Source organism: Mesorhizobium sp. M0598 (assembly GCF_040320865.1).
Taxonomy (GTDB): domain Bacteria; phylum Pseudomonadota; class Alphaproteobacteria; order Rhizobiales; family Rhizobiaceae; genus Mesorhizobium.
Genome location: NZ_JAMYQL010000008.1, coordinates 144,725 through 170,304, shown reverse-complemented (window position 1 = coordinate 170,304; position 25,580 = coordinate 144,725). Strand labels below are relative to the sequence as shown.

General features: G+C 63.1%; 23 protein-coding genes and 1 pseudogene. 15 read left to right on the top strand and 9 right to left on the bottom strand.

What is annotated here, in order from left to right; genetic code table 11:
- Positions 1 to 96: 96 nt before the first annotated feature.
- From NKI59_RS13465 to NKI59_RS13455, 3 genes are all read left to right on the top strand, one after another.
- Complete coding sequence (locus tag NKI59_RS13465) at positions 97 to 1,410, top strand: MFS transporter (protein WP_352704687.1); 1,314 nt, start codon at positions 97 to 99, stop codon at positions 1,408 to 1,410.
- Positions 1,411 to 1,531: 121 nt separating this feature from the next.
- Positions 1,532 to 3,025 carry a cysteine synthase A gene (gene cysK, locus NKI59_RS13460; protein WP_352621163.1) on the top strand — a complete coding sequence of 498 codons (1,494 nt, stop codon included), beginning with the start codon at positions 1,532 to 1,534 and terminating at the stop codon, positions 3,023 to 3,025.
- 520 nt (positions 3,026 to 3,545) lie between these two features.
- Positions 3,546 to 7,979 carry an alpha/beta fold hydrolase gene (locus NKI59_RS13455; protein ID WP_352704685.1) on the top strand — a complete coding sequence of 1,478 codons (4,434 nt, stop codon included), beginning with the start codon at positions 3,546 to 3,548 and terminating at the stop codon, positions 7,977 to 7,979.
- 63 nt (positions 7,980 to 8,042) lie between these two features.
- Here NKI59_RS13455 and NKI59_RS13450 read toward each other — a convergent pair whose 3' ends face one another.
- The 4 genes from NKI59_RS13450 to NKI59_RS13435 are packed head-to-tail and all read right to left on the bottom strand — an operon-like array spanning position 8,043 to position 11,183.
- On the bottom strand, positions 8,043 to 8,873 hold the full coding sequence (locus NKI59_RS13450; RefSeq protein WP_352621159.1) for an alpha/beta fold hydrolase: 831 nt from the start codon (positions 8,871 to 8,873) through the stop codon (positions 8,043 to 8,045).
- Complete coding sequence (locus NKI59_RS13445) at positions 8,870 to 9,202, bottom strand: DUF1127 domain-containing protein (RefSeq protein WP_352704683.1); 333 nt, start codon at positions 9,200 to 9,202, stop codon at positions 8,870 to 8,872. The genes NKI59_RS13450 and NKI59_RS13445 overlap by 4 nt, the downstream gene beginning before the upstream one ends.
- A gap of 48 nt (positions 9,203 to 9,250) precedes the next feature.
- The gene (locus NKI59_RS13440; RefSeq protein ID WP_352621157.1) at positions 9,251 to 10,537 is read right to left on the bottom strand and encodes an NAD(P)-binding domain-containing protein; all 1,287 of its coding nucleotides are present in this window, start codon (positions 10,535 to 10,537) and stop codon (positions 9,251 to 9,253) included.
- A gap of 46 nt (positions 10,538 to 10,583) precedes the next feature.
- The gene (locus NKI59_RS13435; protein WP_023674002.1) at positions 10,584 to 11,183 is read right to left on the bottom strand and encodes an OsmC family protein; all 600 of its coding nucleotides are present in this window, start codon (positions 11,181 to 11,183) and stop codon (positions 10,584 to 10,586) included.
- Between the two features lie 466 nt (positions 11,184 to 11,649).
- On the opposite strand from NKI59_RS13435, the gene NKI59_RS13430 reads away from it, so the two are divergent.
- Complete coding sequence (locus NKI59_RS13430; RefSeq protein WP_352704681.1) at positions 11,650 to 11,829, top strand: hypothetical protein; 180 nt, start codon at positions 11,650 to 11,652, stop codon at positions 11,827 to 11,829.
- Between the two features lie 26 nt (positions 11,830 to 11,855).
- On the opposite strand, the gene NKI59_RS13425 is transcribed toward NKI59_RS13430, so the two are convergent.
- Positions 11,856 to 13,214: a trimethylamine monooxygenase gene (locus NKI59_RS13425; RefSeq protein ID WP_352621151.1), complete on the bottom strand. Its 1,359-nt coding sequence runs from the start codon at positions 13,212 to 13,214 to the stop codon at positions 11,856 to 11,858.
- Positions 13,215 to 13,473: 259 nt separating this feature from the next.
- On the opposite strand from NKI59_RS13425, the gene NKI59_RS13420 reads away from it, so the two are divergent.
- Positions 13,474 to 14,193: a helix-turn-helix domain-containing protein gene (locus tag NKI59_RS13420; RefSeq protein WP_352452528.1), complete on the top strand. Its 720-nt coding sequence runs from the start codon at positions 13,474 to 13,476 to the stop codon at positions 14,191 to 14,193.
- A 159-nt stretch (positions 14,194 to 14,352) separates the two neighbouring features.
- Positions 14,353 to 14,722: pseudogene (locus NKI59_RS13415) on the top strand (endonuclease domain-containing protein).
- A gap of 139 nt (positions 14,723 to 14,861) precedes the next feature.
- Here NKI59_RS13415 and NKI59_RS13410 read toward each other — a convergent pair.
- From NKI59_RS13410 to NKI59_RS13395, 4 genes are read right to left on the bottom strand one after another with little or no spacing between them, the layout of a single operon-like run.
- Entirely contained in the window at positions 14,862 to 15,902 is a 1,041-nt protein-coding gene (locus tag NKI59_RS13410; protein ID WP_352621149.1) for a heme-dependent oxidative N-demethylase family protein, read from the bottom strand.
- 9 nt (positions 15,903 to 15,911) lie between these two features.
- Positions 15,912 to 16,877: a PDR/VanB family oxidoreductase gene (locus tag NKI59_RS13405; RefSeq protein ID WP_352704679.1), complete on the bottom strand. Its 966-nt coding sequence runs from the start codon at positions 16,875 to 16,877 to the stop codon at positions 15,912 to 15,914.
- Complete coding sequence (locus NKI59_RS13400) at positions 16,874 to 17,470, bottom strand: dimethylamine monooxygenase subunit DmmA family protein (RefSeq protein WP_023673995.1); 597 nt, start codon at positions 17,468 to 17,470, stop codon at positions 16,874 to 16,876. The genes NKI59_RS13405 and NKI59_RS13400 overlap by 4 nt, the downstream gene beginning before the upstream one ends.
- Positions 17,471 to 17,484: 14 nt before the next feature.
- Entirely contained in the window at positions 17,485 to 18,618 is a 1,134-nt protein-coding gene (locus NKI59_RS13395; protein ID WP_352621145.1) for an aminomethyl transferase family protein, read from the bottom strand.
- 287 nt (positions 18,619 to 18,905) lie between these two features.
- Between NKI59_RS13395 and NKI59_RS13390 the strand changes: the two genes are divergently transcribed.
- The 9 genes from NKI59_RS13390 to NKI59_RS13350 all read left to right on the top strand — a co-directional run bounded on the left by NKI59_RS13390 (position 18,906) and on the right by NKI59_RS13350 (position 25,556).
- Positions 18,906 to 19,193 carry a hypothetical protein gene (locus NKI59_RS13390; RefSeq protein WP_023673993.1) on the top strand — a complete coding sequence of 96 codons (288 nt, stop codon included), beginning with the start codon at positions 18,906 to 18,908 and terminating at the stop codon, positions 19,191 to 19,193.
- Positions 19,194 to 19,204: 11 nt separating this feature from the next.
- Positions 19,205 to 19,582, top strand: a complete 378-nt coding sequence (locus NKI59_RS13385) for a hypothetical protein (RefSeq protein ID WP_352621143.1) — start codon at positions 19,205 to 19,207, stop codon at positions 19,580 to 19,582.
- A gap of 16 nt (positions 19,583 to 19,598) precedes the next feature.
- Positions 19,599 to 19,760, top strand: a complete 162-nt coding sequence (locus NKI59_RS13380; protein WP_023673991.1) for a hypothetical protein — start codon at positions 19,599 to 19,601, stop codon at positions 19,758 to 19,760.
- A 15-nt stretch (positions 19,761 to 19,775) separates the two neighbouring features.
- The gene (locus tag NKI59_RS13375) at positions 19,776 to 21,176 is read left to right on the top strand and encodes an APC family permease (protein WP_352621141.1); all 1,401 of its coding nucleotides are present in this window, start codon (positions 19,776 to 19,778) and stop codon (positions 21,174 to 21,176) included.
- A gap of 291 nt (positions 21,177 to 21,467) precedes the next feature.
- Entirely contained in the window at positions 21,468 to 22,157 is a 690-nt protein-coding gene (locus NKI59_RS13370) for a hypothetical protein (protein ID WP_352704677.1), read from the top strand.
- Positions 22,154 to 22,486, top strand: a complete 333-nt coding sequence (locus tag NKI59_RS13365) for a hypothetical protein (RefSeq protein ID WP_352621137.1) — start codon at positions 22,154 to 22,156, stop codon at positions 22,484 to 22,486. The genes NKI59_RS13370 and NKI59_RS13365 overlap by 4 nt, the downstream gene beginning before the upstream one ends.
- 84 nt (positions 22,487 to 22,570) lie before the next feature.
- The gene (locus NKI59_RS13360) at positions 22,571 to 23,464 is read left to right on the top strand and encodes a class II glutamine amidotransferase (protein ID WP_352704675.1); all 894 of its coding nucleotides are present in this window, start codon (positions 22,571 to 22,573) and stop codon (positions 23,462 to 23,464) included.
- Positions 23,465 to 23,558: 94 nt separating this feature from the next.
- Positions 23,559 to 24,221 carry a GltB/FmdC/FwdC-like GXGXG domain-containing protein gene (locus tag NKI59_RS13355; protein WP_352704727.1) on the top strand — a complete coding sequence of 221 codons (663 nt, stop codon included), beginning with the start codon at positions 23,559 to 23,561 and terminating at the stop codon, positions 24,219 to 24,221.
- Positions 24,222 to 24,227: 6 nt separating this feature from the next.
- On the top strand, positions 24,228 to 25,556 hold the full coding sequence (locus NKI59_RS13350) for an FMN-binding glutamate synthase family protein (protein ID WP_023673984.1): 1,329 nt from the start codon (positions 24,228 to 24,230) through the stop codon (positions 25,554 to 25,556).
- Positions 25,557 to 25,580 lie beyond the last annotated feature (24 nt).

Sequence of the window (25,580 nt, the reverse complement as noted above, 5' to 3'; positions counted from 1 at the left end):
ACCGAGAGGAGGCTGCAAGCTTAGGCGGGGCGTTTCCACGGCCCGCGTTGGAGCTTTCCACGCTGACGCACACGCCTGCTTCCATACCGCTGGCCGATGACAGTTTCGAAGAGGTCCTTCGAGGGCAGAAACATGTCGAATCGTCAATCACCACCAACTGGAGGCAGGGAGGTTCGGGACGGCGCAATACGGCTACGCGGCCTGTTGGCTGCGGCCGGCGCCACGACCGCCATGGCGTTCGGATTTGGCAGCCTGGCGCTGACATCCGTCTTCATCAGACCGCTTGAGGCGGAGTTTGGCTGGTCGCGAGCCGACATCAGCCTTGCCTACACGCTATCAAGCGTCGGCATGGCGTTGGGCGGGCTGTTCTGGGGCCGGCTGTCGGACCGCCTGAATGTCAAAAGCCTGCTATTCATCGGCTCAGCTGGCATGGTGATCGCGCTCGCCGCGCTTTCCTCCGCCACTTCGCTCTGGCAGATCTATGCGGCCAACTTCGCTTTGGGCGGGCTAGGCTTTGCCTGTCTGTACGCGCCGGTACTTGCAGTGACCGGACTCTGGTTCGACCGCCGCCGCGGCCTGGCGATAGGGATCGTCACAGCAGGCGGAGCCCTGGGCCAGGGCATAATGCCCTACGCTGCAAATGCCTTGATCGACGGCGTCGGCTGGCGCCTCGCATACGCGATCATGGCTGTGGCGACGATGGCTGCGCTGGCGATCTTCATGCCGGCGGTTCAGGCGCCGCCCGTCGGTGAGGTCCTTCCCGCGCCGGTGCGTTTTTCAGCAAAGCCAGGGTTCCAAAGTGGCCGGCTTTCTCCGGTGGCGCTGCTATCAGCTGCAGCCTTCCTTTGCTGCGCCTGCATGGGCGTCCCGCTGATGCACCTCACGAGCTTCGTCACGGCTGTGTGCGGGTCTTCGGATGTCGGATCGCTCAGCCTGCTGACCGCCATGCTGTTCGGCGCCGTCGGGCGGATCGCGTTCGGGCTCCTCGCCGACCGGACAAGCAATCTTGCCGCCTATGCCCTGGCGTCGTTTATTCAGACGGCATGCGTTGCGATTTTTCCCGCGCTGGACCAGCAGCTGAGCCTGCTGGCGCTGTCGGCGGTTTTCGGCTTCGGCTTCGCCGGAAACATGACGTGCCTGATCCTTTGCGTGCGCCAGTTTGCGCCAGCCGAACGCTTTGGCCAGTCACTCGGCATCGTCATGCTGGTCGCCTGGCTGGGCATGGGCGTGGCCGGCTATTTCGGCGGTTTCGTCTATGACAGCTTCGGCAGCTATGGGCGCGCTTTCCTGGTGGCATCTGTCGCAGGCGCGGCCAATCTCGTGGTTCTGGGCGTATTTGGCGGCATCATCCGGCGCAAGAGCGCAGGTCCCATTATGCGCCGCCTTGCCGGTCCTGCGATGAGCCGCTGATTCAAACGTCGAAATCCATTTAATTCCACGTTGGTTCGAACGCTGCAAACCACGGCCTTCCTGCCAACCTTAGAGATCGAAGAGGGCGGAGCACCGTCATCACCAGGCAAGGACAGCTGAGATGAGCAGTATTTACGACAGCATTCTCGACACGATCGGCGACACGCCGGTCGTCCGCCTTTCCCGCATCAACAATGGTGCCGCTTCGCTCTATGCCAAGATCGAGGCGTTCAATCCTGGCGGCTCGGTCAAGGACCGTCTTGCCGCCGCGATCATCGAAGAAGCGGAGAGTTCGGGTGCACTTCGGCCCGGCCAGACGGTGATCGAGGCGACGAGCGGCAACACGGGCATCGGACTTGCCATGGTTTGCGCGCGGAAAGGCTATCCTCTCGTCATCGTCATGCCGGAGAACGCCAGCCTCGAACGCCGCAAGCTGATGCGTTTCTTCGGTGCCAAGGTCGTGTTGACCCCTGCCGTCGAGCGCGGCAGCGGCATGCTCGCCAAGGCGGTCGAGCTGGCCGGAGCGCACGGCTGGTTCCTCTGCCGGCAATTCGAGACGCCCGTCAACGCCGATGTCCATGCCCGCACGACAGCGCTCGAAATCCTCGCGGCGTTCCAGGACCGTCCACTCGATTACTGGGTCACCGGCACCGGGACCGGCGGAACGCTGGCCGGTGTGGCGCGAGTACTCAAGCGCGAGCGCCCGCAAACGCGGATCATCGTCTGCGAGCCCGACAATTCGGCGCTGCTGTCGAGTGGCATTCCCCAAACTTTCGACGAACACGGACTGCCCACTCGGGCGCACACTCGCTTCCGGCCACACCCGATGCAGGGCTGGAGCCCTGATTTCATTCCGCAGATCGTCGGCAACGCGATGGCTGACGATCTTGTGGACGAAATCTTGCCGGTTTCAGGCGCCAGCGCTTTGGAAGCTGCGCGCCGGCTTGCGACGGAAGAAGGAATACTGGCGGGGATCTCCGGCGGGGCTACCTTGAGCGGCGCACTGGAAATCGCTCGACGCGTCGGACCGGACCGCAACGTGCTCTGTATGTTGCCTGACACGGGCGAGCGGTATCTCAGCACGATCCTGTTCGATCACATCAGCGAGGAAATGTCGCCGGCCGAAGAGGCGATCTCTCGCTCCACACCCGGCTACCGCTTCGACCGGCCGCCGTCCTTCGCCCTTTCATCGGCGCCCGTGAACGAAATCCAAATCGATCAGTCGGCGCATGCGTTTGTCGATGAGGCGATCTATGATGCGGAGCATCCGGTGGTCATATTCGCCCTGACATGGTGCGAATTCTGCTGGACGGTAAGAAAGCTCTTCGACCGTGCCGGAATCGTCTACAGGTCCATCGACATCGATGCTCCGGAATTCCAGAAGAACGGCCGGGACGGGGAAATCCGCAAGGCTCTCAGGGCCCGGATCGGTTCGCCTACAATTCCGCAGGTCTTTGTCGGCGGCAAGCATATCGGTGGCTGCATGGAGACGCTTGCGGCCTGGCGGGACGGCACGCTCGCCGCCCGGCTGGAGTTCGTTGGCGCAAACTACACGCCCGGCGCATGCGCAAATCCCGAGAGCCTGCTGCCCCGATGGGTGCGCGCGGCAGCGTGAGACCCCGCCTCCGGGCCTTTCAGAGTGCGGTCGCCACCATCAAAGCGAGCCGGAACGGGCGTGATCCCGTTCCGGCTCGGCATTCATGTGGACTTGTCCGTGTCGGCCTTCCCACGAAGGGAAGGCAAATCAGAGCGCAGGCGGAAACCTCACGCTTCCGGAAACGAACGCTTTCGGCAACGGCACGGACTTGATACAATCCATGGCTAATTTAGCAGCGACTGGGATTGGCAAAGTGTCGCTCGAAATTCGCGTTCTCGGAGGTCTGACCGTCCTTCGCCTTGGCGAGGTCGTTTCCTTGCCGCCTTCGAAAAAGACGCGGGCGCTACTGGCCTATCTTGCGCTCGTAGAGCGCCCGCAGCGGCGCGAGCGCCTTTGCGAGATGTTCTGGGAGGTACCGGACGATCCTCGCGGCGCCCTGCGCTGGAGTCTCTCGAAGATCCGACAGGTCGTCGACCTCGGGAACGGCGAGATCCTGCAAGCCGACCGCAACGCAGTTCGCCTGAACACCAGCGAAGTCGTGCTGGACATCGCGCCGCTCCGGGGCCTCGGCGGTCGTGACATAGAGGCTCTCGGACCGGAGAAACTGGAGGCCCTCGCCGGAGCGTTCCGCGGCCGTTTCCTGGATGATCTTTCACTGCCGCGCTGTCCGGAATTCGAAGCCTGGCGCATTGCGACCGCCGACGAACTGCACGTGACGCATCTGCGCATCCTTCGGGTGCTCGTCGACCGGCTTGAGCCGGCGCGGGCACTTCCGTACGCGCATGTCCTGGACGGGTTGGAGCCTGGGGACGAGGCTCTTCGAGCGGACATCCGCCGGCTGAGCGAGGCAGCACGGCAATCCGCCATGGTCCAGAGCCGCGCTTCGAGTAGCGACATCGGGGTCGCTCCCGCCGATGAGAACGTCCCTCCGACGCGTGTTTTGCCTGCGTCGGAGATACAGCTTGCCTCTCCGCCGGAGCGAATCCTTGCGCAGGAGATTCGCCGGTGCACGACGCCCGACGGCGCGCGCTTGGCCTATTCCTTGAGTGGTCAAGGCCCCCCTTTGGTAAGGGCCGCCCACTGGATGTCCCATCTCGAGCTCGAATGGGACAGTCCGGTGTGGAAGCATTGGATCGAGGGCCTCTCCGCGCACTACCAGCTGATACGTTACGACCAGCGCGGCAACGGCCTGTCGGACCGGTATCCCGCCGACCTGTCCTTCGAGGCCATGGTTGCCGACCTGGAGAGCATCATCGATGCCGCTGGTCTGCGCCGCGTTTCCCTGCTTGGCATTTCCCAGGGGTGCGCCGTTTCGATAGCCTATGCCGTCCGGCATCCAGAGCGTGTGGCGGGGATGGTGCTGTATGGCGGATTCACCAAAGGTTGGCGCAAACGGGGCAATCAGCGCGAAATAGCGCGCCGCGAAGCGATGGGAGCGCTGATTCAGGAAGGCTGGGGCCAAGACGACCCGGTGTTCCGGCAAATGTTCACCTCCCTCTTCATTCCGGAAGCAACGCCGGAACAGAGGAATTGGTATAACGAGTTGCAACGCAATACCGTCTCGCCGGAGATTGCCCATCGCATCTTCGAGGAAGGCGCCGTCATTGACGTTGACGAGCTGTTACCGCGGGTCCGCGTCCCGACCCTGGTGATGCATGCTACGGGAGACGCGGTCATTCCGTTCGATCATGGCCAGGCGATGGCTGGGAAAATCCCCGGCGCGCGTTTCGTTGCGCTAGACAGCGTCAACCACGTGCTGCTTGGCCACGAACCGGCATTCGCGACCTTCGTCGACGAAACGCGTCGTTTCCTTGCCGACCCCGAACAGACGCAGCAACTGGCAGGCCCTCCGGCGTCCTTGGGAATCAACCGCTCTCGGCAATACATAACAGTGCTGGCCGCGGAAGTGGTCAGTCCCATGCATCTCCTCGAAACGGAGGATCCGGAAGTGGCGATCCGCGAATTCCAGCCCGTCGAGGATCGGGTGATAGACGTCGTGGAGAGCCATGGCGGCGTCGTCACGTCGGCTGCTGACGGGACAATCACCGCAGCATTCGGCCTCGCTCGCGCCACCGAGGATCACGCTTATCTTGCATGCCGCGCCGCGCTTGCGGCCAAGCTGGCAGTGGAGGAGCTTTCCCAGGGCGGGATCCAGTTGAGGGCCGGAATAGACACCGGCGAGGTGATCGTGCGGCAGCAATGGACGACCAAAGCCAGCAAGGTTGAACTGGCCGGAGCCGCGCCGCGTGCGGCCAACCGGCTGATGCGTGCCTTGCACCGTGCGACGATCGCCGCGACAGGCCGGGCGCGCGCAGCCGCCGGGGGCTATGTGCAGATGCACCGCTTAGCGCATTCGGAGCATCCGCAACTTGGCCACGAGGAACGCATTTACGAGCTGTTGGGCGAAAATCACGCTTTGTCGCGCTGGCACCTGAGGGCCAATCGCGGCCTCACCGGACTGGTGGCGCGCGAGCTCGAGCTGAAAATCCTTCTTGCAATCTGGCGCCGGGTCAGGGAGGGCCACGGCCAGGTCGCCGGGATCGTCGCCGACGCCGGCATGGGCAAGTCGAGGCTTGCCCATGAATTTCTCTCCCTCGACGAGGTGGCCGGTTTTACTGTGCTTGAATGTGGCGGTCTGGAGTTTGATTCATCAGTTACTCTGGGTGCTGTAAAGAAGCTGCTGCTCTCGGCTTGTGGCATTCGTGGCGAAGACGGCTTGGCGGAAGCCCAGCGCCTGTTTGCATTCAAACGGGCTGAACTGGACCTGGATCCAAGTCATACGGCGCCGCTTTCCTTCCTCGCGGACCTGCCGGTCGACGATTCTTCCTGGTGGCATCTCGATGCGCGGGAGCGGACCTCACGGGTATCCGAGGCGATGAGCGCATTTCTCGTTGCCTTGAGCCGGGCCTCGCCCGTAGCCGTGCTTATCGAGGATCTGCACTGGATCGATGCCGAGAGCGAGGCCGTAATGAACAGGCTGGTCGAGGTCATGGGCGCCAACCGTATCATGCTGCTCGCCACCTACAGGCCGCAGTACCGACACGAATGGAACCGCCGCGGCTATTTCCAGCAGATAAGGTTGGAGCGGTTCGCGCGGGACGAAATGGAGCAGTTCCTCACCGAATTGCTAGGATCCGATCCCAGCTTGGGGGAACTGCGGCAATCGCTTGCCGAGCGGGCCGAGGGCACGCCGCTATTCCTGGAAGAAATGGTGCGCGGATTGGTTGCGGACGGTGCACTTGCCGGCCAGTCCGGCCGCTACGAGCTCAAGAGGCCAGTGGATTCCATCACCATCCCGTCGACAGTTCAATCGCTCATCGCCGCACGTATCCAGCAGCTGGGTGACTCGGAAAGGCAGGCACTCCAACTCGCTTCGGTTATCGGCAAGAATGTTCCGTATCCCCTGCTGAGGGCGCTCTCGCCGCTCTCGGAGGCGGAGCTGGGGGTATGCCTGGCCAAACTGCAGAGTTTGGAATTCCTGTTCGAGGTCCAGAGCTATCCTCACGTGGAGTATACGTTCAAGCACGCGTTGACGCTCAAGGTGACCTACGAATCTCTCCTGGCGGAGGACCGAAAAAGGCTGCATCGGGCTGCATTGGTTGCGATGGACAGACTCTATGCCGGATCGCTGAACCACCACATCGAGGAACTGGCCGAACACGCGCTTCGTGCCGAGGCTTGGGAACCGGCCGCGGATTATCTGCTGCAAGCGGCGGGCCGGGCCGAGGAACGCTCGGCCTATTCCGCCGCGGTCCAGTTCCTCGAAAACGCCCGCAAAGCAGTCGCCGCGCTGCCCCGAAATCCGAAAACCCTCGCCCAGGCGATCAACCTGCGGGTGCGGATGCGGCCCGCCTACGGCGCCCTGGGTGCCTATCGGAAGGCGCTGCCGCAGCTATTGGAAGCGCGCGAACTGGCCATGGAACTGGGCGATCCGCAACTCATCTCCGACGTGTTGCTCCACTTGAGCTATCTCAACAGCTCCCACGGCCGCTACGAGGAGGCGCTGGAACCGGCCGACACACTCAAGCGCGGCGCGACGGCAAATGGCGTGCAGCGCTGCATAAGCGAGTCGGACCTGGCCGCCTCACAGGCGCTTCTGATCCGCAGCGAGGCGCGGCAGGTGCTGGAGCGGCTTGTTCCGCATGAGGAGAGGTTCACCAAAGCTTGGCGTCTGGAGCGTTTCGGACAGCTCGGTGCGCGTGCGGTTTGGTACCTGGGGCACCGCGCGCAGGCGGAAGCACGCCTTGGCCGGTTCGATGATGCGGAACGTTCGCTTGCCGAACTGCAGAAGGTCGCCGCCGAAGTGGCGCGCCCGATCGATAGCTGCGCGGCCGCCTATTTCACCGGTGTGGTGGGCGTCCTGCGCGGCCCCGAGCCGGCGCTTGTCGAGGCGCTGCAATTGTGGTCCTCCGAAGCCGCTACCAGCGCATCTATCCTACTCCGGCCATGGCTGTTGACCGTGCTCGGGCATGCGGAATTCCTGCTCGGCCGCAACCACGACGCGGGCGCCACCTTGGAAATGGCGGTGACCGAGGCTGAGCGGCTCGATCTTGCCCAGTTCGAATGTCACGCGCGCGCGGTGCTCGCATGCGTGCGTGCGCGCCTGTATGAGCCGGAAGCTGCGGCCAATCTCGGCCATGCGCTCGAGCTTGCGCGGGGACGCGGCGATCCGTGGAGCGAGATCATCGTACTGCGCGGCCTTGCCGAGCTGAAGCCTTCCAGATCGGCCATTGGCTGGCTCGAACAGGCCTGCAATCTTGCCAGGCGGGTTGAATTGCGGCCGGAGCTTGCCCGCTCCTTGCTAGCTCTCGGGCTCGCGAAGCGGCGCGGCAAGATTGCTGGCGCGGATGCAACTCTCGCGCAAGCGGCCAAGCTCTACACAGAAATGCAGATGCGGGAGGATTTCTCCGGCATGGAGGAGCCGACCGGAAGTGTCCTGCCCGATCGCGTTCCCATGGCGGTTACGGCTTGATCCCTCCGCATCCAGGGATCTGCTTCGAAGGTTTGCGCTGCCTGTAGGGCAAGCAAGCCGCGGTCACGCAGCTCGCGACCCCGCGGTGTCATGGAACGATATCTGCCGGACCAAACGATCCGCCACCACGTCTGCGTGGGTCAGCGGTCCCATATGTCCGGCGCCAGGAACAATCGCCCCGATTGCGGCCGGAACGCGGGAAACGAGTTCGCGGGCGATGAGCCGCGTCGGAACTGGTGCAAATTCGCCGCGCAATACCAAGACCGGAAAGCCAAATCGGGCATATTCGCTTGCTGGCGTCGATTCATGGATCAATGCGTGGAAGTCCAGGCTGGCCTTCGGCAGAAACCGCACGAGTGCAGCCTGAAGTTCCGGCTTCATCGCGGCGAAGATGCCGGCCCCACCCCAGTAGTCGATGAAATGAGCTGTCGCGGTCAGGTAACTGCCGTTGATCAGGCCGTCATGGACGGTGCCTGCGATCGCCAAGACTTCGCCGAGCGCCTCGTGGCCCTCACAGTCCAGCTCGCGCAGCAGGTGAAAGGCAGACGGCTCATAAAGGGAGAGGCTGGCCAGCCGGTCTGGACGCACCGCTGCTATATGCAGGGCCAATCCACCACCATAGGAATGGCCAACAAGATGCACAGGCCCGTCATGGTGGTCGATCATCTCCAGGATACCGGCGGCTTCGTCGGTCAGATGGAAAGCGCCGGCACCAGTCCAGGTGCCGCCGCCCGGCGCCCCGATCAGATCGGGTGCGATGAGCCGGTAGCTGTCATCGAGCCGCTCCGCCAGGCTGCGCCATTGCCGTCCGCTGCCGCCTGAGCAGTGCAGGGCGATGACAAGCGGTGCCTGGCACGCCCTATGCGAGACGTGGGACGTCGATGCGGCAATCATCGAGCCCCGCCCTCCTCCGCCCTCAAAAAACGCGTGCGGCGGCTGGGATCACGCCCGGCAAACGAAGTGATCCAGTTGATCTCGAAGCGGGTGATGCCGATGTCGCGCAAGATGTAGTCCGGCAACTCATAAAGCTGTCTACGGTCCCGTTGGATACGAATGAAACGCCAGACTGCGGCCAACATTGTTCCGCCAGCCCAGCGCAAACCTCGCGTTCTGGTGAGGCACAGGGATGGGTTCACCATTTCACTCATTTTGATTTTCTCCATGGTTGCGGGCGCTGACTGCGGCGCCAGTGAGCCCTTGTCGTTGTCCGCCGTGAGCTTCATCGTTGAAGGCAACGTCGATTTTTGCCGCGCTAGCGTTGTATTCGGCGGTCAGGCCGCTGCTCGGCGGGAGACGTCGAGAAACATTGCCAGGTGAGCCGCCAGCGCCTCCGCATCGCGGCCGACGCCGTCGAGGAAGCTGGAGCTTCGATGGCGCATGAAATTGAGGCCGAGCACGTAGAGTCCCGGATACGCGCAGACGCCGCCATCGTTCAGGATTTCGCCCCGGGCGTCGAACACATCCAGCTTCAGCCATGGGTATTCCCGGCGATAGCCGGTAGCCCATATGATCGTCTGGATACCCTGGTCGATGAGGTCGATTTCGGTCGCCTCGGCGCTCAGGATCAGGCTCGGAATGGAACCGGGATCGATCGAGTAGAGGCCATCGCCGGCGGCCGCGCGGTCTATATTGGCCAGCACGCGCCTCAGCCTGCGTTCCGCCGCCATGGTCGTTTCGGCGAGATCGCCGTTGAACCGAATGCGTGTATCGCAGGCGGCAGCCGCTCGACCGACAAGACGAATGCCTTGCTCCCGAAGACCGGCAAGGTCGAGCGTCCTGCGCTCGGGTGTGCCTATCAGCTGCAGGGAGGGCTGCCGCCGTGCCGCGGTGAGATCCGGAACTTCAGCGACAGGCTTGGCAAGCATTCCCAGCCGGTCGAGCCACCACAGGATGTCGTGCCCGCGGTAAAGCCTCGGTAGGCGTGTATGACTGCCGACCGACAGGGTCACCGGGCGTCCGGAGCGATTGATCTCCTCCGCAAGTTGTATGCCGGTCGCCGAGGCCCCGGCCACGAGAACGCCACCCTGGGGCAGGTGCTGAGGATTGCGATAGTCCCGCGGCACGACCTGCCTGATCCGGGAGGAGATCTGCTTTGCTAGTGGCGGAATGCGTGGCCGGTCGCTGTATCCGGTCGCGACCACGACCGCACGCACGCTCCATTGGCCGCGATCGGTCAGCAGCCGGAAGCCTCCGTCGACCCTTTCGGTCGAAAGCACCTCCACACCGTCCTCCACCGGTGCGGTGATCGAGCACGCGTAATCCTCTAGGAACCCCACCGTCTCGGCCATTGTCATGAAGCCGTCGGGATTGGCTCCGCGATAACCGCCGCCGGGCAGGCGTGTCATCCAGTTGGGCGTCAGCAGGCGCAGCGAATCCCACCGTTCGCTGCGCCAGCGCTCCGCGATGCGGCCGCGCTCCAGCACGACGTGGTAGACCCCGCGCTCGGACAGGCACCGGCTCATGGCTAAACCCGCCTGTCCGGCGCCGATAACGGCCACGTCTGTGCGTCGCATGGAATTCGCGCCTTGTAAGCAGGGGTACGAGATCGCCGGCGCCATCCTTTTACGGGACGAGGCCGGCGATATTGCTCTTCCGAACTGGAGATCAGCCCTTCACGGCAACCGAGACCGGCACGCCGTTGGTCAGCACGTCGAACACCGCGGAACGGGCGCGCGACTGCATTACGATTTCCTCGAGCTTCTCAGCCGAAGCATCGCCCTTGATCTTGAAGGAGATACGGATGCCCTGGTAGCCGTTGCGGACTTCGTTGGAGATGCCGAGGATGCCGCGAAGGTCGATGTCGCCTTCGACGGTCGATTCCACCTCATGCAGCGTCACGCCGCGCGCGGCCGCGATGTTCGCGATGCCGGCGGTGAGGCAGGAAGCAAGCGCGTGGAGTAGGTATTCGACCGGCGTCGGGCCGTTGTCTTCGCCGCACAGGACCGCCGGATGATCGCTGTCGGCCTGGTATGCCGTCACATGCGGCTGCTCGGCGCCAGCGCCGAAGAAGTTGGCCATCGTGCTGCGGCTGTGCGTGCCGGTGATCCAGCGGCTCTTGGCCCGGAACTGGAACTTGGCAAGCTCCGGCTGGCCCGCGACGGCATTGATGGTGGCCAGAAGGGTGGGCGTATTGACGCCGTTCCTCGGCTCCCGCGACGCCTTCTTAACGGAAGCCTTTTCCATGACCATTGTATCGTCCTGCATGTCATTCACTCCTGGGTTCGGATGTTGCGCGACCGGGATCGCCCCGGACGGCTAAACCTCGGCCGGCAGCGTTTGACGTGCAGTGGGAACAACAGTGGGAAAACGAGAGGTTTTTTTGCGTCAACCAGTCGTGAACAGCGCCAGATCCGCAATCAGCGAAACGGCGGGCCTTCAAACGCTTTGCTTCCTCGCGCGGTGCGATCTCCCGTAAGCGCCGAGAACGCTTCGCAACCGAAACCACAGGAGATCAGACCATGTCTCGTTCATTTGGAAAGGATACCCGCCCGTCCTCAACCGACTGGGCTGTCATAGCTCGCGGGCCAAGCAAGGCCGAGGTGCTCGCCCATATCGCGAAGATTCACATATACGCGAGCACCCTAAATCGGCCCGGCCGCGAGAAAACCACATGAGGCTTGTTGCGGCGGGAGTGCCGATCGGCCCCCCGTCGACAACACTTGTCGGGATAATGTTTTCGGTCGACGTCCAGCTGGCCGCACACGGCATCGCGGTCCATGCCGGGGCGAAGTTTTCGACCGGAAAGACCAGCGCCGTGCGCGTCGCGACCAGCATCCTGAGCGAGGAGCACCTCGAGCACGTCGCAAATTCCGTGGCGCTGGCAGCCGACCCGGCGCGGGAAGTTAACTGAGGCAAGTCAATCGCCGTTCGGACTGCTTACTCCGCCGCCACGCCCTTCACCTCGAGATAGCTTTCCATTGAATCGTCCATCGCCTGCAGCCAGGGCGTATGGTGCAGCGGCGCCATCGTGCCGGTCATCAGCGAGCGGTAGGCGTGGTCGCGGAAGCCCATAATGTCTTCCGCCTTGTGGTGCTCCCACTCCATGAAGGTCTGATTGACAGCCTCGACATCGAAGCCGGGATAGTCGGTCTGCTCCATCAGCTCCCTGGTGTAGTCGCCCTGGAACCAGATCATCTGCTCGGCGTCTTCAAGTGTTTCTTCACGTGCCCGCCATTTCCGGCCGTGCTCGGCCATCGCTTCGGCCGAGGGCAGCTTGATGCGGCCCATGATGACGTCGCGGGCGAACCAGGCCTGCGCGTCGAACATGTTGAAGGTGTAGAACTGGTCCTGCATGCCGATATAGGACAGCTTCGGGTTTTTCTCCCAGACGACGCCCTCGTAGAGCCCGTCCGGCCACATACGGTTGGCGGTCTTCAGCTTCAAATCCTCGGTGAGGAACGGGAAGGAGTGGAGATAGCCGGTGCACAGGATGATGGCGTCGACGTCTTTGGTGCTGCCGTCCTTGAAATGCGCGGTCTTGCCGACGACCTTCTGCAGCAGCGGCACTTCCTTCCAATTGTCCGGCCATTTGAAGCCCATCGGCTTCGAGCGGTAGCTGGAGGTGATCGATCTGGCGCCGTATTTGTAGCATTGCGAGCCGATGTCCTCGGCCGAATAGGAACGGCCGATGATCAAAATGTCCTTGCCCTTGAATTCCATCGCGTCGCGGAAATCGTGGCTGTGCAGGATACGGCCGTTGAAGGTCGAAAAGCCTTCGAAATAGGGAACGTTGGGCACGGAGAAATGGCCCGAGGCGACGACGACATTGTCGAACTCTTCCGAGTAGGTGACGTCGCTGGTGCGGTCATGCGCGGTGACCGTGAATTTTTTTGTCGTTTCGGAAAAGGTGACCATGCGCACCGGGCTGTTGAAGCGCACCCATTGGCGCACGCCGGATTTTTCGACGCGGCCCTTGATGTAGTCCCACAGCACGGCGCGCGGCGGATAGGAGCCGATCGGCCGGCCGAAATGCTCCTCGAAGGTATAGTCGGCGAATTCGAGGCATTCCTTCGGCCCGTTCGACCAGAGATAGCGGTACATCGAGCCGTGCACCGGATCGCCGTGCTCGTCGAGGCCGGTGCGCCAGGTGTAGTTCCACAGGCCGCCCCAGTCGGACTGCTTTTCGAAGCAGACGATCTCGGGAATATCGGCGCCCTTGTCAGCGGCCGACTTGAAGGCCCTGAGTTGGGCCATGCCGGACGGCCCGGCTCCGATGACGGCAACACGATCTTTCATTGCGGGCCTCCCGATCTCATTTCCCTAACGAAACAAATTTCACTGACAGGACAGTAATTGCCCCTTCGATGCTGTCAACAGGGCTTGTCGCGAAACCGCGCTTCGCCCAGCTGGATTTCCAAGCGACGCAGTAGCTCGGGCGAAATCCGGACATTGCGCAATTCGACACGGGTGGCTTGCCGTGGCAGTTGCGCTTCTGTATCGGCACCGAATATGTTCACCGTGAGTGAAATGAATCGGCAAGGTCCGGGGTGGCAACATGGCGAAAAAAGCATCCAGTCTAAAGCCCGCTGCGGCCGTCGTCGCCGCCAAAGCCAAGCCGTCGGTCGCTGCAATCGATCCGCGCAAGATACGCGCGCCGCTCACCCAGAACCCGCACGCCATTCGCGACACCCGCGAAAAAGTGCTGGAGGTCGCGATCGGCCGCGAGGTGCGGGCATTCCGCAAGAAGCTCGGCATCACCGTCGCCGATCTGGCTGCCGCCACCGACATTTCGCTTGGCATGCTGTCGAAGATCGAGAACGGCATCACCTCGCCGTCGCTGACCACGTTGCAGGCGCTGTCGCGGGCACTCGGCGTTCCCGTCACCGCATTCTTCCGCCGCTTCGAGGAAGAGCGCAGTGCCGTCTTCGTCAAGGCCGGCGAAGGCCTCGACGTCGAACGCCGCGGCACGCGCGCCGGCCACCAGTACAATCTGCTCGGCCATATCGGCTCCAACACCAGCGGCGTCGTCGTGGAACCCTATCTGATCACGCTGACCGAGGATTCCGACGTGTTTCCGACCTTCCAGCACGAGGGCATGGAATTCCTCTATATGCTCGAGGGCGAGGTGGTTTACCGGCACGGCAGCAATCTCTACCCGATGAAGCCCGGCGACAGCCTGTTCTTCGACGCCGATGCGCCGCACGGACCGGAAGTGCTGAGCGTTCTGCCGATGCGCTATCTGTCGATCATCTGCTACCCGCAAAGCGCGGGGTGAGAGTTCGATCTCCCCCTCGTGGGACCTCGTGGGGGGAGATCGGCAGCTTCGCCGACGACGCCTCTTTTGCAGCGTTGGCGATTGGCGAAAGCTGAGGTGACATCCAATCTCCCCCCTTGAGGGGGAGATGTCCGGCAGGACAGAGGGGGGCGAACCGCGATGACGCATAATCCAGTACCCGCCAACAATCGCCGCAATGCGCGCAGGATGCGCAAGGTGATGACCGATGCCGAACTGAAGCTCTGGAACGAGATCAGGGCGCACAGGCTGATGGGACTGGGGTTTCGGCGCCAGATGCCTATCGCCGGCTATATCGTCGACTTTGCATGCCCGGACAAAAAGCTGATCGTGGAGCTCGACGGTTCCCAGCACGCTGAGGCCGAAGCGTCGGATAGACGCTGCAAGAACCGCAAAGCTCGAAGCGCTGGGCTGGACCAGCCTTCGCTTCTGGAATGATGACGTTATCCGCGATATCAACAATGTCTGCCAGCATATCGTGATTGTGGCTGGGCTGGCTGGCGCGTCGTGATCTTCGCCGAAGCGGTGGAGTGGGCATTGTGGGAAGGCCGGCGCTCTACGGCGCCCCCCTCTGCCCTGCCGGGCATCTCCCCCTCTTGGGGGGAAGATTGGCAGCTTGAGAGGGCAGCGCAAATATCAGCAGGAAAAACTCAATCAGGCCCAAAACCCACCGACGTCGCACTGCCGTCATCCAACTTCGACAGCCACTCGACCAATGTCGCACGGTAACGCGTCAGGCCCTTGTAGGCGGCGAGTTCGTCGGGAAGGTCGCGGATGACGCGGTGCAGGCGCCGTGCCCATTTCGGCTGCGTCACCAGCTCGTCCATCTTGATCAGGTAGCAGCGGATCGGGAAGACGATCGCATTCGAGCGCGGCAGCCGCCAGAAGCTCTGCAGCTCGACGCGCAGATGAACCTTGTCGCCGACATTTTCCGGCGTCACCGTGGCGCGGTCCGGACCCCATTTGTGGTAATTTTCCGGGCTGGTATCGAGGCGCGGATTGATGGTCATCGTCCAGTTCAGCCGGCGCGCCGGCTTGCCCTGCTGGATGTTGGTGAGGAACTTCAGTGCCCGGACGAAGATGCCCTTCTCATGCGCCAGCGGCACCGGCGCGTGCCATTCGAAGAAGTTCATGCCGATGTCGAAATCGAGCGACCAGTCGGCCTGGGTGGTGACCATGCCGGCATCCATCCACAGATTGCCGTCGCGCTGGTCGAGGATGCAGAAATCGCCCTGGCTCTGGCGGGTAATGTATTCCATCGGCCCATAGGGCAGCGTCGAGACGTCGCCGAAGGTGAAGCTGTCGTCGATGCCGAGCGGCCGGTTGATCCAGCGCCAGCGGTCGCCATCGCGCGTCAGCGTGAAATGCTCGGGATAGCCCAGCGCCTGCTGCTCCATCAAAAGCTCGAGCAGATCCCAGCCGGCCAGCGTCATGTGCGGCAGCGACTGGCAGCGCAGCGGATCCTCGGCCAGCACCAAAGCGCGGTCCTGCATCTCGGCGACATAGTGCTCGTCGACGTCGATCAAATTCTCCAGCACGCTGCCCTTCGGCCCGACGACATGCGGCTCGATGTTGACGGCATACATGTAGCTGTCTTCATGGAACGGGAACGGGAACCGCCTGATGTGCTCGGGGCTGTTCCTGAAGGTGAAGTCGTCGCGGAACGTTTCCTTGCGAAAGGTGATGCCCAAGCTCGCCTCCTATCTTTCCAGCACCAGCGACCGGCCCTCGAAGCGCGAGACGCAGGGCATGATCTTGCAGCCCGAACGGTGGTCTTCCTCGCTCAGCCAGTGGTCGTTGTGGATGAATTTGCCGTCATGCGAAATGACGTTGGTCTCGCACTGGCCGCAGACGCCGCCGCGGCAGAGATAGGGCGGATCGACGCCGGCCGCCTCGATCGCCTCGAGCAGGCTCTGCTGCTCGTCGACACGGATGGTCTTGCCGCTGAGCGCCAGCGTCACGTCGAAGGGCGCGCCGGGCTGCGGGGCCGCGAAATGCTCGAAATGCACGGTCTCGCGAGGCCAGCCGAGGGCGGCGGCACGCTCGCGCACCCAGCCGATCATGCCGGACGGACCGCAGACATAGAGATGCGTGCCGAGCGGCTGCGACGACAGCAGCCGGTCGAGATCGACGCGCTCGTCGCGGTCGTCGTGATAGAGCCTGACCCGGCGATCGTAGCGCTCTCTCAGCAGGTCGGCATAGGTGCCGAGCGAGGCGGTGCGGCAGGTGTAATGCAATTCGAAATTGCCGCCTTCCGCCGCCAGTTGCGCGGTCTGCGCCATGAACGGGGTGATGCCGATGCCGCCGGCCAGCATCAGATGCTTCCTGGCGCGCAGATCGAGCGAGAACAGGTTGACGGGATAGCTGACCACCATCTCCGTGCCCGGCCTGACCTGCCTGTGCATGAACAGCGAGCCGCCGCGGCCGGCGTCGTCGCGGCGCACCGAGATGGTGTATTCGCGGGTGTCGAGCGGCGAGCCCATCAGCGAATAGGGATTGAGCCTGGTGCGTTCGCCATCGCGCATCTCGACGACGACATGGGCGCCGCCGGAGAAGGTCGGCAAAAGCTCGCCGTCGCGCCGGCGGAAATGAAAGCGCGTCACCAGCTCGTTGACCGGGACGACATCGCTGACGAGGACATCGAGCTTGGTGGTGCCGGTGCTCATCGAAAGACCTCCTCGATCGGAGGAATTTCGCTGCGGTCCTCGGCATTGATGCAGACGCCCTGGAAGGCGGCGAGCCGCCGCGAATAATGATCGCGCACCAGAAGCAGCAGGCCGCAATGCGAACAGGTCGCCGGCTGCGTCGTCACGTTCTCGGTGATGCCCTTGCAGTGGACGCATTGCATGCGGCGCGCCAGCGAGCCGCGATGCTCGGTCTGGATCGAGGTGTGGTCGATGCCGGCTTCGAGCGCCGCCTGCATGGCCTGTCCGATCAGCCCTTCGGTGCCGGCAAGGTAGAGCCTGAGGCCCATATGCGCGTTGGCCAGCGTCTGCTTCAGCCGCGGCAGGGCGCTGGCGAAGGAATGGCCGAGGTAGAACTGCGCCGGCTTCAGGGCTTCGAGCGCATCGGCGTATTTGCCGTCGCGGCCGGGAATGAAGATGATGTGGGCGCCGCCGAAGAAATCCGCCGGTGCCTTGGCGGCCAGATCGGCAATCGCCAGCGCTCCTTCTGCATCCGCTATGAAAAGATGATGCTTGCCAGGCTGCGGAGACAGGGTCCCATAGACCGGGCGGCTGATGATGCTTTTCGCTGCCATACCCGCAGTATGCCTCAGCCTTTCGCCGTGCGCTTGGTCTTCTTCGGATCATCGAAAGGAAGCGGCTCGGCGATTGCGCTGATGGCGCCGCTCTTGTTGCGGATCTCGAGCCTGGTGCCCTGCACCGCGCAGTCGACCTCGAGCCGGGCGATGCCCATCGATTTTTTGACCAGCGGCGAATACATTGCGCAGGTCACCACGCCGACCTTTTTGCCGTCGCGATAGACCGGTGCGCCCTCGTCGGCCGGCTCTCTGCCTTCGAGCAGCACGCCGAAGATCTTGAAGCGCTCCTTGCCCTTGAGGCGGTAGTGTTCCTCGGCGCCGCGAAAGCCCGTCTTGCCGGGGCTGACGGTGAAGTCGAGACCAAGCTCCCACAGTGTGTCGCCCGGGCCTTCGTTCTCAAACGGGTATTTCTGCGAATTGTCGTAGGGGTAAAACAGCAGATAGCTCTCGACGCGCAGCATGTCGAGCGTGGTGAAGCGGCACGGGATGATGCCGGCGCTCTTGCCCTCGTCGAGGATCCTGTCCCAGATCGTTCCGGCGTCCTGGCCACGGCAGAAGATCTCGTAGCCGCGCTCGCCGGTGTAGCCGGTGCGCGAGATCATCACCGGGAAGCCGAACAATTGCGTCTGCATGTGGTGGAAATAGTTGAGGTCGCGAATGCCGGGCACATGCTTTGCCAGATAATCCACGGCTAGCGGCCCCTGCAGCGAAAGGTCGTGCAGATTGTCGTCGAAGCGCAGAGACACGTCGCGACCGACGGAAGCGCGCTGCAGCTCTTCATGGCCGGTGCCCGAGCCATGCACGACCATCCAGGAATTCGGGCCGGTGCGGTAGAGGATGCAGTCGTCGGTGAACTTGCCGGCCTCGTTGAGCATGCAGGCATAGGCCGACTTGCCGGGATAGATCTTTTCGACGTCGCGCGTCGTCGCCAGATCGATCAGGTGCGAGGCGTGCGGCCCGGTGATGTGGACCTTCTTCAAGCCGGACACGTCCATCAGGCCGGCCTTGGTGCGGATGGCGATATACTCTTCGTCGGCGTCCTTGTCGTAGGTCCAGGCGGTGCCCATGCCGCTCCAGTCCTCGAGCTTCGAGCCGAGCGCGCGATGGCGATCCGCAAGCGTCGAAAATCTCCAGGATGCCGTCATCCGCTGGTCCTCCGTTCGAAAGAAACTTTTTTGCTTTCCCCTGCTCCCTGCACACAGGCGGGAGCGTTGCCTTGAATATTGATCGCAAACGCCGGGAGCCTGCAATACCCGTAAGCAAATAATTTCATTGTCAGGCAAATCCGGCGAGCCCAAACAAACGGTTAACGTCGCGTAAAATCGTCTTGACAATTCCAGAATTCGGCCGGATTTTATGAAAAAAATTTCACTCTCTTGAAAGAGGGCAATGACCGGCCAATCCGGACCGGCGTTGAAAAAGGGGAAAGCCGATGTCCGACCTGCAACAGCGCGTGGAAGCGTTGTACCGTTCCGACGTGCGTGGATCCATGCTCCTGATCGTCTGCCTGTGGGCGACGATCCTCTTTGTCCTGTTCATGACATGGCCATACGTCCCCGACGCCGGCATCAAGCTCGTCGTCGCGGTCGCCGCCGCCGCCGTGCTGATCTTCAACACGGCCGCGATCCTGGCGATGGTCAACCACTACAAGGAAGACAAGGACTTCATCTACGGCCTCGACATCAAGAATGCCGACGCCTACCGCAACCGCAAGTCCTGAGGGGGAGACGCATGGCCCGCTATACACCGCCCGAACAGAGCAAGGCCGGACAGGTTTTCGATATCGCCGTCGTCGTGGTCGCGATTTTCGTCGCGCTGTGGCTGCCGCTGAAACTAGGGCTGGCAGGGGCGGCAAAATCCATCGACGCGCTCGACGCCAAGACGTGGGAAGCGCTCGGACAAAACCCGACCATGGCCTCGATCTGGGAAAAGCTCGGCTACACGCCGGAAACCGCGCACGACATCATCCAGAACCGGTTCCACTACATCATCGACTGGCCGACGCTGATCATCATGGCGGCGGTGCTGAGCGGCTATTTCATCTTTCTGTTCCGCGCATCGGACCGCGAATACCGTGACGTCATCGACGAAAAGTTCGGCGACAAATAGATAGGGAAGCATCGTCATGTGGGTGGCACTCTCTTACGCATGCTGGGGCATCTCGATCGTGCTCGCGCTGTGGATGCTCTACGACTGGTTCAAGATCGACACGACCTATTCCGAAGAGATGCTGACCTCGTCCAGGGAAGGCGAACTTGAAGCCGTGTCCGAAAAACACCGGATATGAGTGGGGGATTGAACGATGACGATCACGGCTGAACCAGCGGTGCAAGTGCAAGGCGACAGGGTTTCACTGCTCAGGGTGCTCGGCCCCGCCCATGTCTGGGCGCTCGGTGTCGGCATCGTTCTGGTCGGCGAATTCACCGGCTGGAACTTCTCCGCCGACAAGGGCGGCGGGCTCGCCGCACTGGTGGTCTGCTGGATCGTCGGCCTGCTCTACACCTCCGTCGCCATGATCGATTCCGAGGTCACCTCAACGGTCGCCGCCGCCGGCGGCCAATATGCCCAGGCCAAGCACATCGTCGGGCCGCTGATGGCCTTCAACGTCGCGCTGTTCCTGGTCTTTGCCTATACCATGCTCGAAGTCTCCGACGCGATACTGCTCGGCCAAACAATCGTCGCCAAGGCCGGCGTCGAAGGGATGAGCTACAACTCCTTCATCGCCGCCACTATCGTCGTGCTGGCATGGCTCAACTATCGCGGCGTTCTGATGACGCTCAACGTCAATTTCGTCATCACCGCCATTGCCTACGTCTCCATCGTCATCCTGTTCTTTTCGGTCAGCCCGTGGACGCAAGGCGCCGTGCTGAAGCTCAACGACCTAGTCACCCCCGGCAATGCGCTGCCCTATGGCTGGATCGGCGTCATCGCCGCCTTCCAGTTCGGCATCTGGTATTATCTCGGCATCGAGGGCACCACGCAGGCCGCCGAGGAAGTGCGCTCGCCGGCGCGCTCGCTGCCCTATGGCACGATGGCCGGCATGATCACGCTTTTGATCGCCGCCGCCATGACCTGGTATGTCTGCGCCTCGCTGATGCCCTGGGAATATCTCGGCGTCACCCCGTACCCGCTCTGGGACGCGGGAAAGCTGACCGGCAGTGCGCTGCTGGAAAACCTGTTGTTCATCGCGACGCTGCTTGCCGCGCTCGCCTCCGCCAATGGCTGCATCAACGACGCCGCGCGCGCCTGGTTTTCGCTCGGCCGCGACCGCTATCTGCCGACCTGGTTCTCGGCGGTGCATCCGAAATACCGCACGCCCTATCGCTCGATCCTGTTCCTGCTGCCGATCGCGCTCGCCTTCGCCTTCATCGCCGACCTCAACCAGGCGATCACCTTCTCGATCCTGTCGGGCGTGCTGCAATACACCTTCATGAGCATCAACATCATCATGTTCAGGAAAAAGTGGCCGCTCGGCTCGATCCGCCGCGGCTACACCCATCCGTTCCATCCGCTGCCGGCTATCGTCTTGTTCTGCCTTTGCGTGGTCACCTTCTTTGCGATCTTCCTCGGCTTCGGCTCGCAGCTGATCGCCATGGTCGCTTTCTACTTCCTGATCTCGCTGTGGTTCCACTTCTACCGCTACAAATTCGTGCGCCGTGGTGCCCAGTTCACCATGCCGTGGCCGAAGCCGCAGGGCTACTGACAGGAGTAAAGGAGGCTCACCCCAAAACGCAGCGCAATCGCATATGGGAAAATGCCCCCTCACCCGGATTGCCAACCGAATTGCGAAGGGCAATTCGGGGCAATCCGACCTCTCCCCGAGGGGAGAGGAGATCGCCGGCGTTGATGCCAGGCTCTTCTCCCCAGCGGGGAGAAGGTGGCCGCCCACGGGTCTTGCCTCCGGCAAGCCCGAGGACAGGCTCCGCGGCCGGATGAGGGGGACTTCCTATACAAGAGCCCTGCCCCAGAATGGGGCGCGCCTGTGCATGACGAGATGTCTGAAATGATCTCAGCGTCGCTCGCCGGGGCGGTTGCCCTGGCTCTCGTCCTCCACGTAGCCTGGCTTGCGCGGGCCAGCCGCGCCAAGGCTTCGACCGGGCTTGCCGCCGACGAAGCCGGCGTCCGCGCCGTCATCCCCGACGCGGCCAACGTCTCGGACGGCACTGCCGGCGTCGTTACCTTCGCCGGCTCGTGGAACGGCCGGCGGGTGCAGGTGCGGACCATCGTCGACACGCTGGCGATCAGGAAGCTGCCGGCGCGCTGGCTGAGCGTTTCGATCACCGAAAAGGTCGCGATACCAGGCACTTTCGATATGATGATGCGGCCGGGATCGCCGACGACTTTTTCCAATTTCGATCATCTCGTCCATACGCTGCCGAAGGCGGCGGGGTTTCCGGCCGAGGCGGTGCTGCGGAGCGACCGCAAGGGCGTGCGCTTCCCCGAAGCCGTCATCGCCGGCCACCTCGATATCTTTGCCGAGGAGCGCGCCAAGGAATTGCTGATCACGCCGAACGGCGTGCGCATCGTCTGGCTTCTGGCCGAGGCCGAGCGGGCGCGCTACGGCGTATTCCGGCAAGCCGAATTCGGCACGGTCAGGCTCGATCCGGTGCTGATCGAGAGGCTGCTGTCGTCGGCTTCGGCGCTGCGCGATGCCATCAATCAAAGCGAACGGCAAGCGGCATGACCAGCCAGATCACCACCTCCCCCGCACCACCGAGCCCCTATCTGGTTCTGGGCGCTGCGATCGTCTTGCCGGCGAGCGGGCATGTCGTGCTCGGGGTGCCGGTGCGCGGCCTGCAATTCCTGTTCTTCATTGTGATCCTCGCCTGGGTCACCGCCAAGATCGCGCCGCCCGACGCCGGCTTCGTCGGACGCCATGCCGGCGGCTTCCTGATCTATGCCCTGTCGATCCTGGATGCCTACAAGATCGCCCGCATCCGCTATGCCAAATGGGTTCACAATCGCGGCCAGCGCAGCGATAGTGCGGCCGGCAGCGCCTCAGCCGATATATAACGACAGGAAAATTTTTTTCATACCAATTGAATTCCCGGGACTCATTCGATACATCTCGGAGGGAACAAACTCGCAGAGGCTGACATGTGCGGAATCGTCGGACTGTTTTTGAAGGACAAGTCGCTCGAGCCCCAGCTTGGCGCGATGCTGTCGGAGATGCTGATCTCGCTCAGCGATCGCGGTCCCGACAGCGCCGGCATCGCCATCTATGGCGCGCCCTCCAGTGAAGCCAAGATCACCATCCAGTCGGCCAAGCCGGAGCGCGATTTCCGCGGCCTCGACGCCGAACTCGCCAAGGCGATCGGCGCGCCGGTCAGCATTGCTGCGAAGTCGACGCATGCCGTGGTCCGGGCGATGCCTGCCAAGATCGACGAAGCGCGCGAGGCGATCCAGACGCTGCGCCCCGACATCCGCATCATGGGCGCCGGCGACGTCGTCGAAATCTACAAGGAAGTCGGGCTGCCGGAAGCGGTCGTCGACCGTTTCGGCGTCCGCGAGATGACCGGCACGCACGGCATCGGCCATACCCGCATGGCGACCGAATCGGCGGTGACGACGATGGGCGCGCATCCGTTCTCGACCGGCGCCGACCAGTGCCTGGTGCATAATGGCTCGCTATCCAACCACAACAATGTCCGCCGCGAGCTGATCCGCGAAGGCATGACATTCGAGACCGAGAACGACACCGAGGTCGCTGCCGCCTATCTCTCCTCGCAGATGGCGCATGGCAAGAATCTGGGCGAGGCGCTGGAAGGCACGCTGAGCGATCTCGACGGCTTTTTCACCTTCGTCGTCGGCACCAAGAACGGCTTCGGCGTGGTGCGCGATCCGATCGCCTGCAAGCCCGCCGTAATGGCCGAAACCGACCAGTATGTCGCCTTCGGCTCGGAATATCGTGCGCTCACCAAACTGCCCGGCATAGACAATGCGAAGGTCTGGGAACCCGAGCCCGCAACCGTCTATTTCTGGGAGCATTGAACCAATGCCGGCAAGCAATGCCTTCAATACGGGCAACCTCTCCAAGGCCGCGCGCGAGCTGGGCCAGGCATCGCGGGTCTTCGACCTGGCCGAAATGTCGCTGCGCGAGTTCAACCAGGCGCTGCACGATCTGGCGCCCGGTTCGAACGAGACCGCCTGGGAGGTGCTCCACCCGCGAGGCAGCCATTCGGTCGCTGTCGGCGTCGACCAGCCGGTCGCCATCGATGTGCGCGGCAGCGTCGGCTATTATTGCGGCGGCATGAACGACGGCGGCACCATCACCGTGCATGGCTCGGCCGGGCCCGGCGTCGGCGAGAACATGATGTCCGGCCAGATCGTCGTCAAAGGCGATGCCAGCCAGTACGCCGGCGCCACCGGCCGGGGCGGGTTGCTCGTCATCGAAGGCAACGCGTCGTCGCGCTGCGGCATCTCGATGAAAGGCATCGACATCGTCGTCCATGGCAATATCGGCCACATGTCGGCCTTCATGGCGCAGTCCGGCAACCTCGTGGTGCTAGGCGACGCCGGCGATGCGCTCGGCGATTCCATTTACGAGGCGCGGCTTTTCGTGCGCGGCAAGGTCGAAAGCCTCGGCGCCGACTGCATCGCCAAGGAGATGCGGCCCGAGCATCTCGAATTGCTGCAAGGCTTGCTCGACCGCGCCGGCGTGACCGGCGTCAAGGCGGCGGAGTTCAAGCGCTACGGCTCGGCTCGTACCCTCTACAATTTCAATATCGACAACGCCGACGCGTATTGAGGCTCAATGACCTATCGCAACCCGCCGACGACGCCGCGCAAATCCGCGACCTTCGACGACTACACGCTTTCCGAGATCCGCCGCGCCGCGGCGACCGGCATCTATGACATCCGCGGCGCCGGCGCCAAGCGCAAGCTGCCGCATTTCGACGACCTTCTGTTCCTCGGTGCTTCGATCTCGCGCTATCCGCTCGAAGGCTATCGCGAGCGCTGCGACACCAGCGTCGTGCTCGGCTCGCGCTATGCGAAAAAACCGATCGAATTGAAAATCCCGATCACCATTGCCGGCATGAGCTTCGGCTCGCTGTCCGGCCCGGCGAAGGAAGCGCTCGGCCGTGGCGCGACGCTGTCGGGCACCTCGACGACCACCGGCGACGGCGGCATGACCGAGGAAGAGCGCGGCCATTCGAAGACGCTGGTCTACCAGTATCTGCCGTCGCGCTACGGCATGAACCCGCGCGATCTGCGCCGTGCCGACGCGATCGAGGTTGTCGTCGGCCAGGGCGCCAAGCCAGGCGGCGGCGGCATGCTGCTCGGCCAGAAGATCTCCGACCGCGTCGCCGAAATGCGCACGCTGCCGAAAGGCATCGACCAGCGCTCGGCCTCGCGCCACCCCGACTGGACCGGGCCGGACGACCTCGAGATCAAGATCCTCGAACTGCGCGAAATCACCGACTGGGAAAAGCCGATCTACGTCAAGGTCGGCGGCGCGCGGCCCTATTACGATACCGCGCTTGCGGTGAAATCGGGCGCCGATGTCGTCGTCGTCGACGGCATGCAGGGCGGCACTGCGGCGACCCAGGAAGTGTTCATTGAAAATGTCGGCCAGCCGACGCTTGCCTGTATCAGGCCGGCGGTGCAGGCGCTGCAGGATCTCGGCATGCACCGCAAGGTGCAGCTGATCGTCTCAGGCGGCATACGCAACGGGGCCGACGTCGCCAAGGCGCTGGCGCTGGGCGTCGACGCGGTGTCGATCGGCACGGCAGCGCTTGTCGCGCTCGGCGACAACGACCCGCGCTGGGAGGCGGAATACAACGAGCTCGGCACCACCGCCGGCGCCTATGACGACTGGCACGAGGGTCGCGACCCGGCCGGCATCACCACGCAGGATCCCGAGCTAATGAAACGGGTCGATCCGATTGCGGCCGGACGGCGGCTGGCGAATTATCTTAAGGTGATGACACTTGAGGCTCAGACAATCGCACGCGCCTGCGGCAAGAACAGCCTGCACAATCTCGAGCCCGAGGATCTTGTCGCCTTGACGATCGAAGCCGCCGCCATGGCCGGCGTGCCGCTGGCCGGCACCAACTGGATACCGGGCAAGAACGGCTTCTAAAACAAACCAAATGCCAGTAAGCGA

Coding starts and splice junctions, on each gene's coding strand:
- NKI59_RS13465 (WP_352704687.1), top strand. CDS start 97: ATGACAGTTTCGAAGAGGTCCTTCGAGGGCAGAAACATGTCGAATCGT.
- cysK (WP_352621163.1), top strand. CDS start 1,532: ATGAGCAGTATTTACGACAGCATTCTCGACACGATCGGCGACACGCCG.
- NKI59_RS13450 (WP_352621159.1), bottom strand. CDS start 8,873: ATGATTGCCGCATCGACGTCCCACGTCTCGCATAGGGCGTGCCAGGCA.
- NKI59_RS13445 (WP_352704683.1), bottom strand. CDS start 9,202: ATGAAGCTCACGGCGGACAACGACAAGGGCTCACTGGCGCCGCAGTCA.
- NKI59_RS13440 (WP_352621157.1), bottom strand. CDS start 10,537: ATGGCGCCGGCGATCTCGTACCCCTGCTTACAAGGCGCGAATTCCATG.
- NKI59_RS13435 (WP_023674002.1), bottom strand. CDS start 11,183: ATGCAGGACGATACAATGGTCATGGAAAAGGCTTCCGTTAAGAAGGCG.
- NKI59_RS13430 (WP_352704681.1), top strand. CDS start 11,650: ATGTTTTCGGTCGACGTCCAGCTGGCCGCACACGGCATCGCGGTCCAT.
- NKI59_RS13425 (WP_352621151.1), bottom strand. CDS start 13,214: ATGAAAGATCGTGTTGCCGTCATCGGAGCCGGGCCGTCCGGCATGGCC.
- NKI59_RS13420 (WP_352452528.1), top strand. CDS start 13,474: ATGGCGAAAAAAGCATCCAGTCTAAAGCCCGCTGCGGCCGTCGTCGCC.
- NKI59_RS13405 (WP_352704679.1), bottom strand. CDS start 16,877: ATGAGCACCGGCACCACCAAGCTCGATGTCCTCGTCAGCGATGTCGTC.
- NKI59_RS13400 (WP_023673995.1), bottom strand. CDS start 17,470: ATGGCAGCGAAAAGCATCATCAGCCGCCCGGTCTATGGGACCCTGTCT.
- NKI59_RS13395 (WP_352621145.1), bottom strand. CDS start 18,618: ATGACGGCATCCTGGAGATTTTCGACGCTTGCGGATCGCCATCGCGCG.
- NKI59_RS13390 (WP_023673993.1), top strand. CDS start 18,906: ATGTCCGACCTGCAACAGCGCGTGGAAGCGTTGTACCGTTCCGACGTG.
- NKI59_RS13385 (WP_352621143.1), top strand. CDS start 19,205: ATGGCCCGCTATACACCGCCCGAACAGAGCAAGGCCGGACAGGTTTTC.
- NKI59_RS13380 (WP_023673991.1), top strand. CDS start 19,599: ATGTGGGTGGCACTCTCTTACGCATGCTGGGGCATCTCGATCGTGCTC.
- NKI59_RS13375 (WP_352621141.1), top strand. CDS start 19,776: ATGACGATCACGGCTGAACCAGCGGTGCAAGTGCAAGGCGACAGGGTT.
- NKI59_RS13370 (WP_352704677.1), top strand. CDS start 21,468: ATGTCTGAAATGATCTCAGCGTCGCTCGCCGGGGCGGTTGCCCTGGCT.
- NKI59_RS13365 (WP_352621137.1), top strand. CDS start 22,154: ATGACCAGCCAGATCACCACCTCCCCCGCACCACCGAGCCCCTATCTG.
- NKI59_RS13360 (WP_352704675.1), top strand. CDS start 22,571: ATGTGCGGAATCGTCGGACTGTTTTTGAAGGACAAGTCGCTCGAGCCC.
- NKI59_RS13355 (WP_352704727.1), top strand. CDS start 23,559: ATGTCGCTGCGCGAGTTCAACCAGGCGCTGCACGATCTGGCGCCCGGT.
- NKI59_RS13350 (WP_023673984.1), top strand. CDS start 24,228: ATGACCTATCGCAACCCGCCGACGACGCCGCGCAAATCCGCGACCTTC.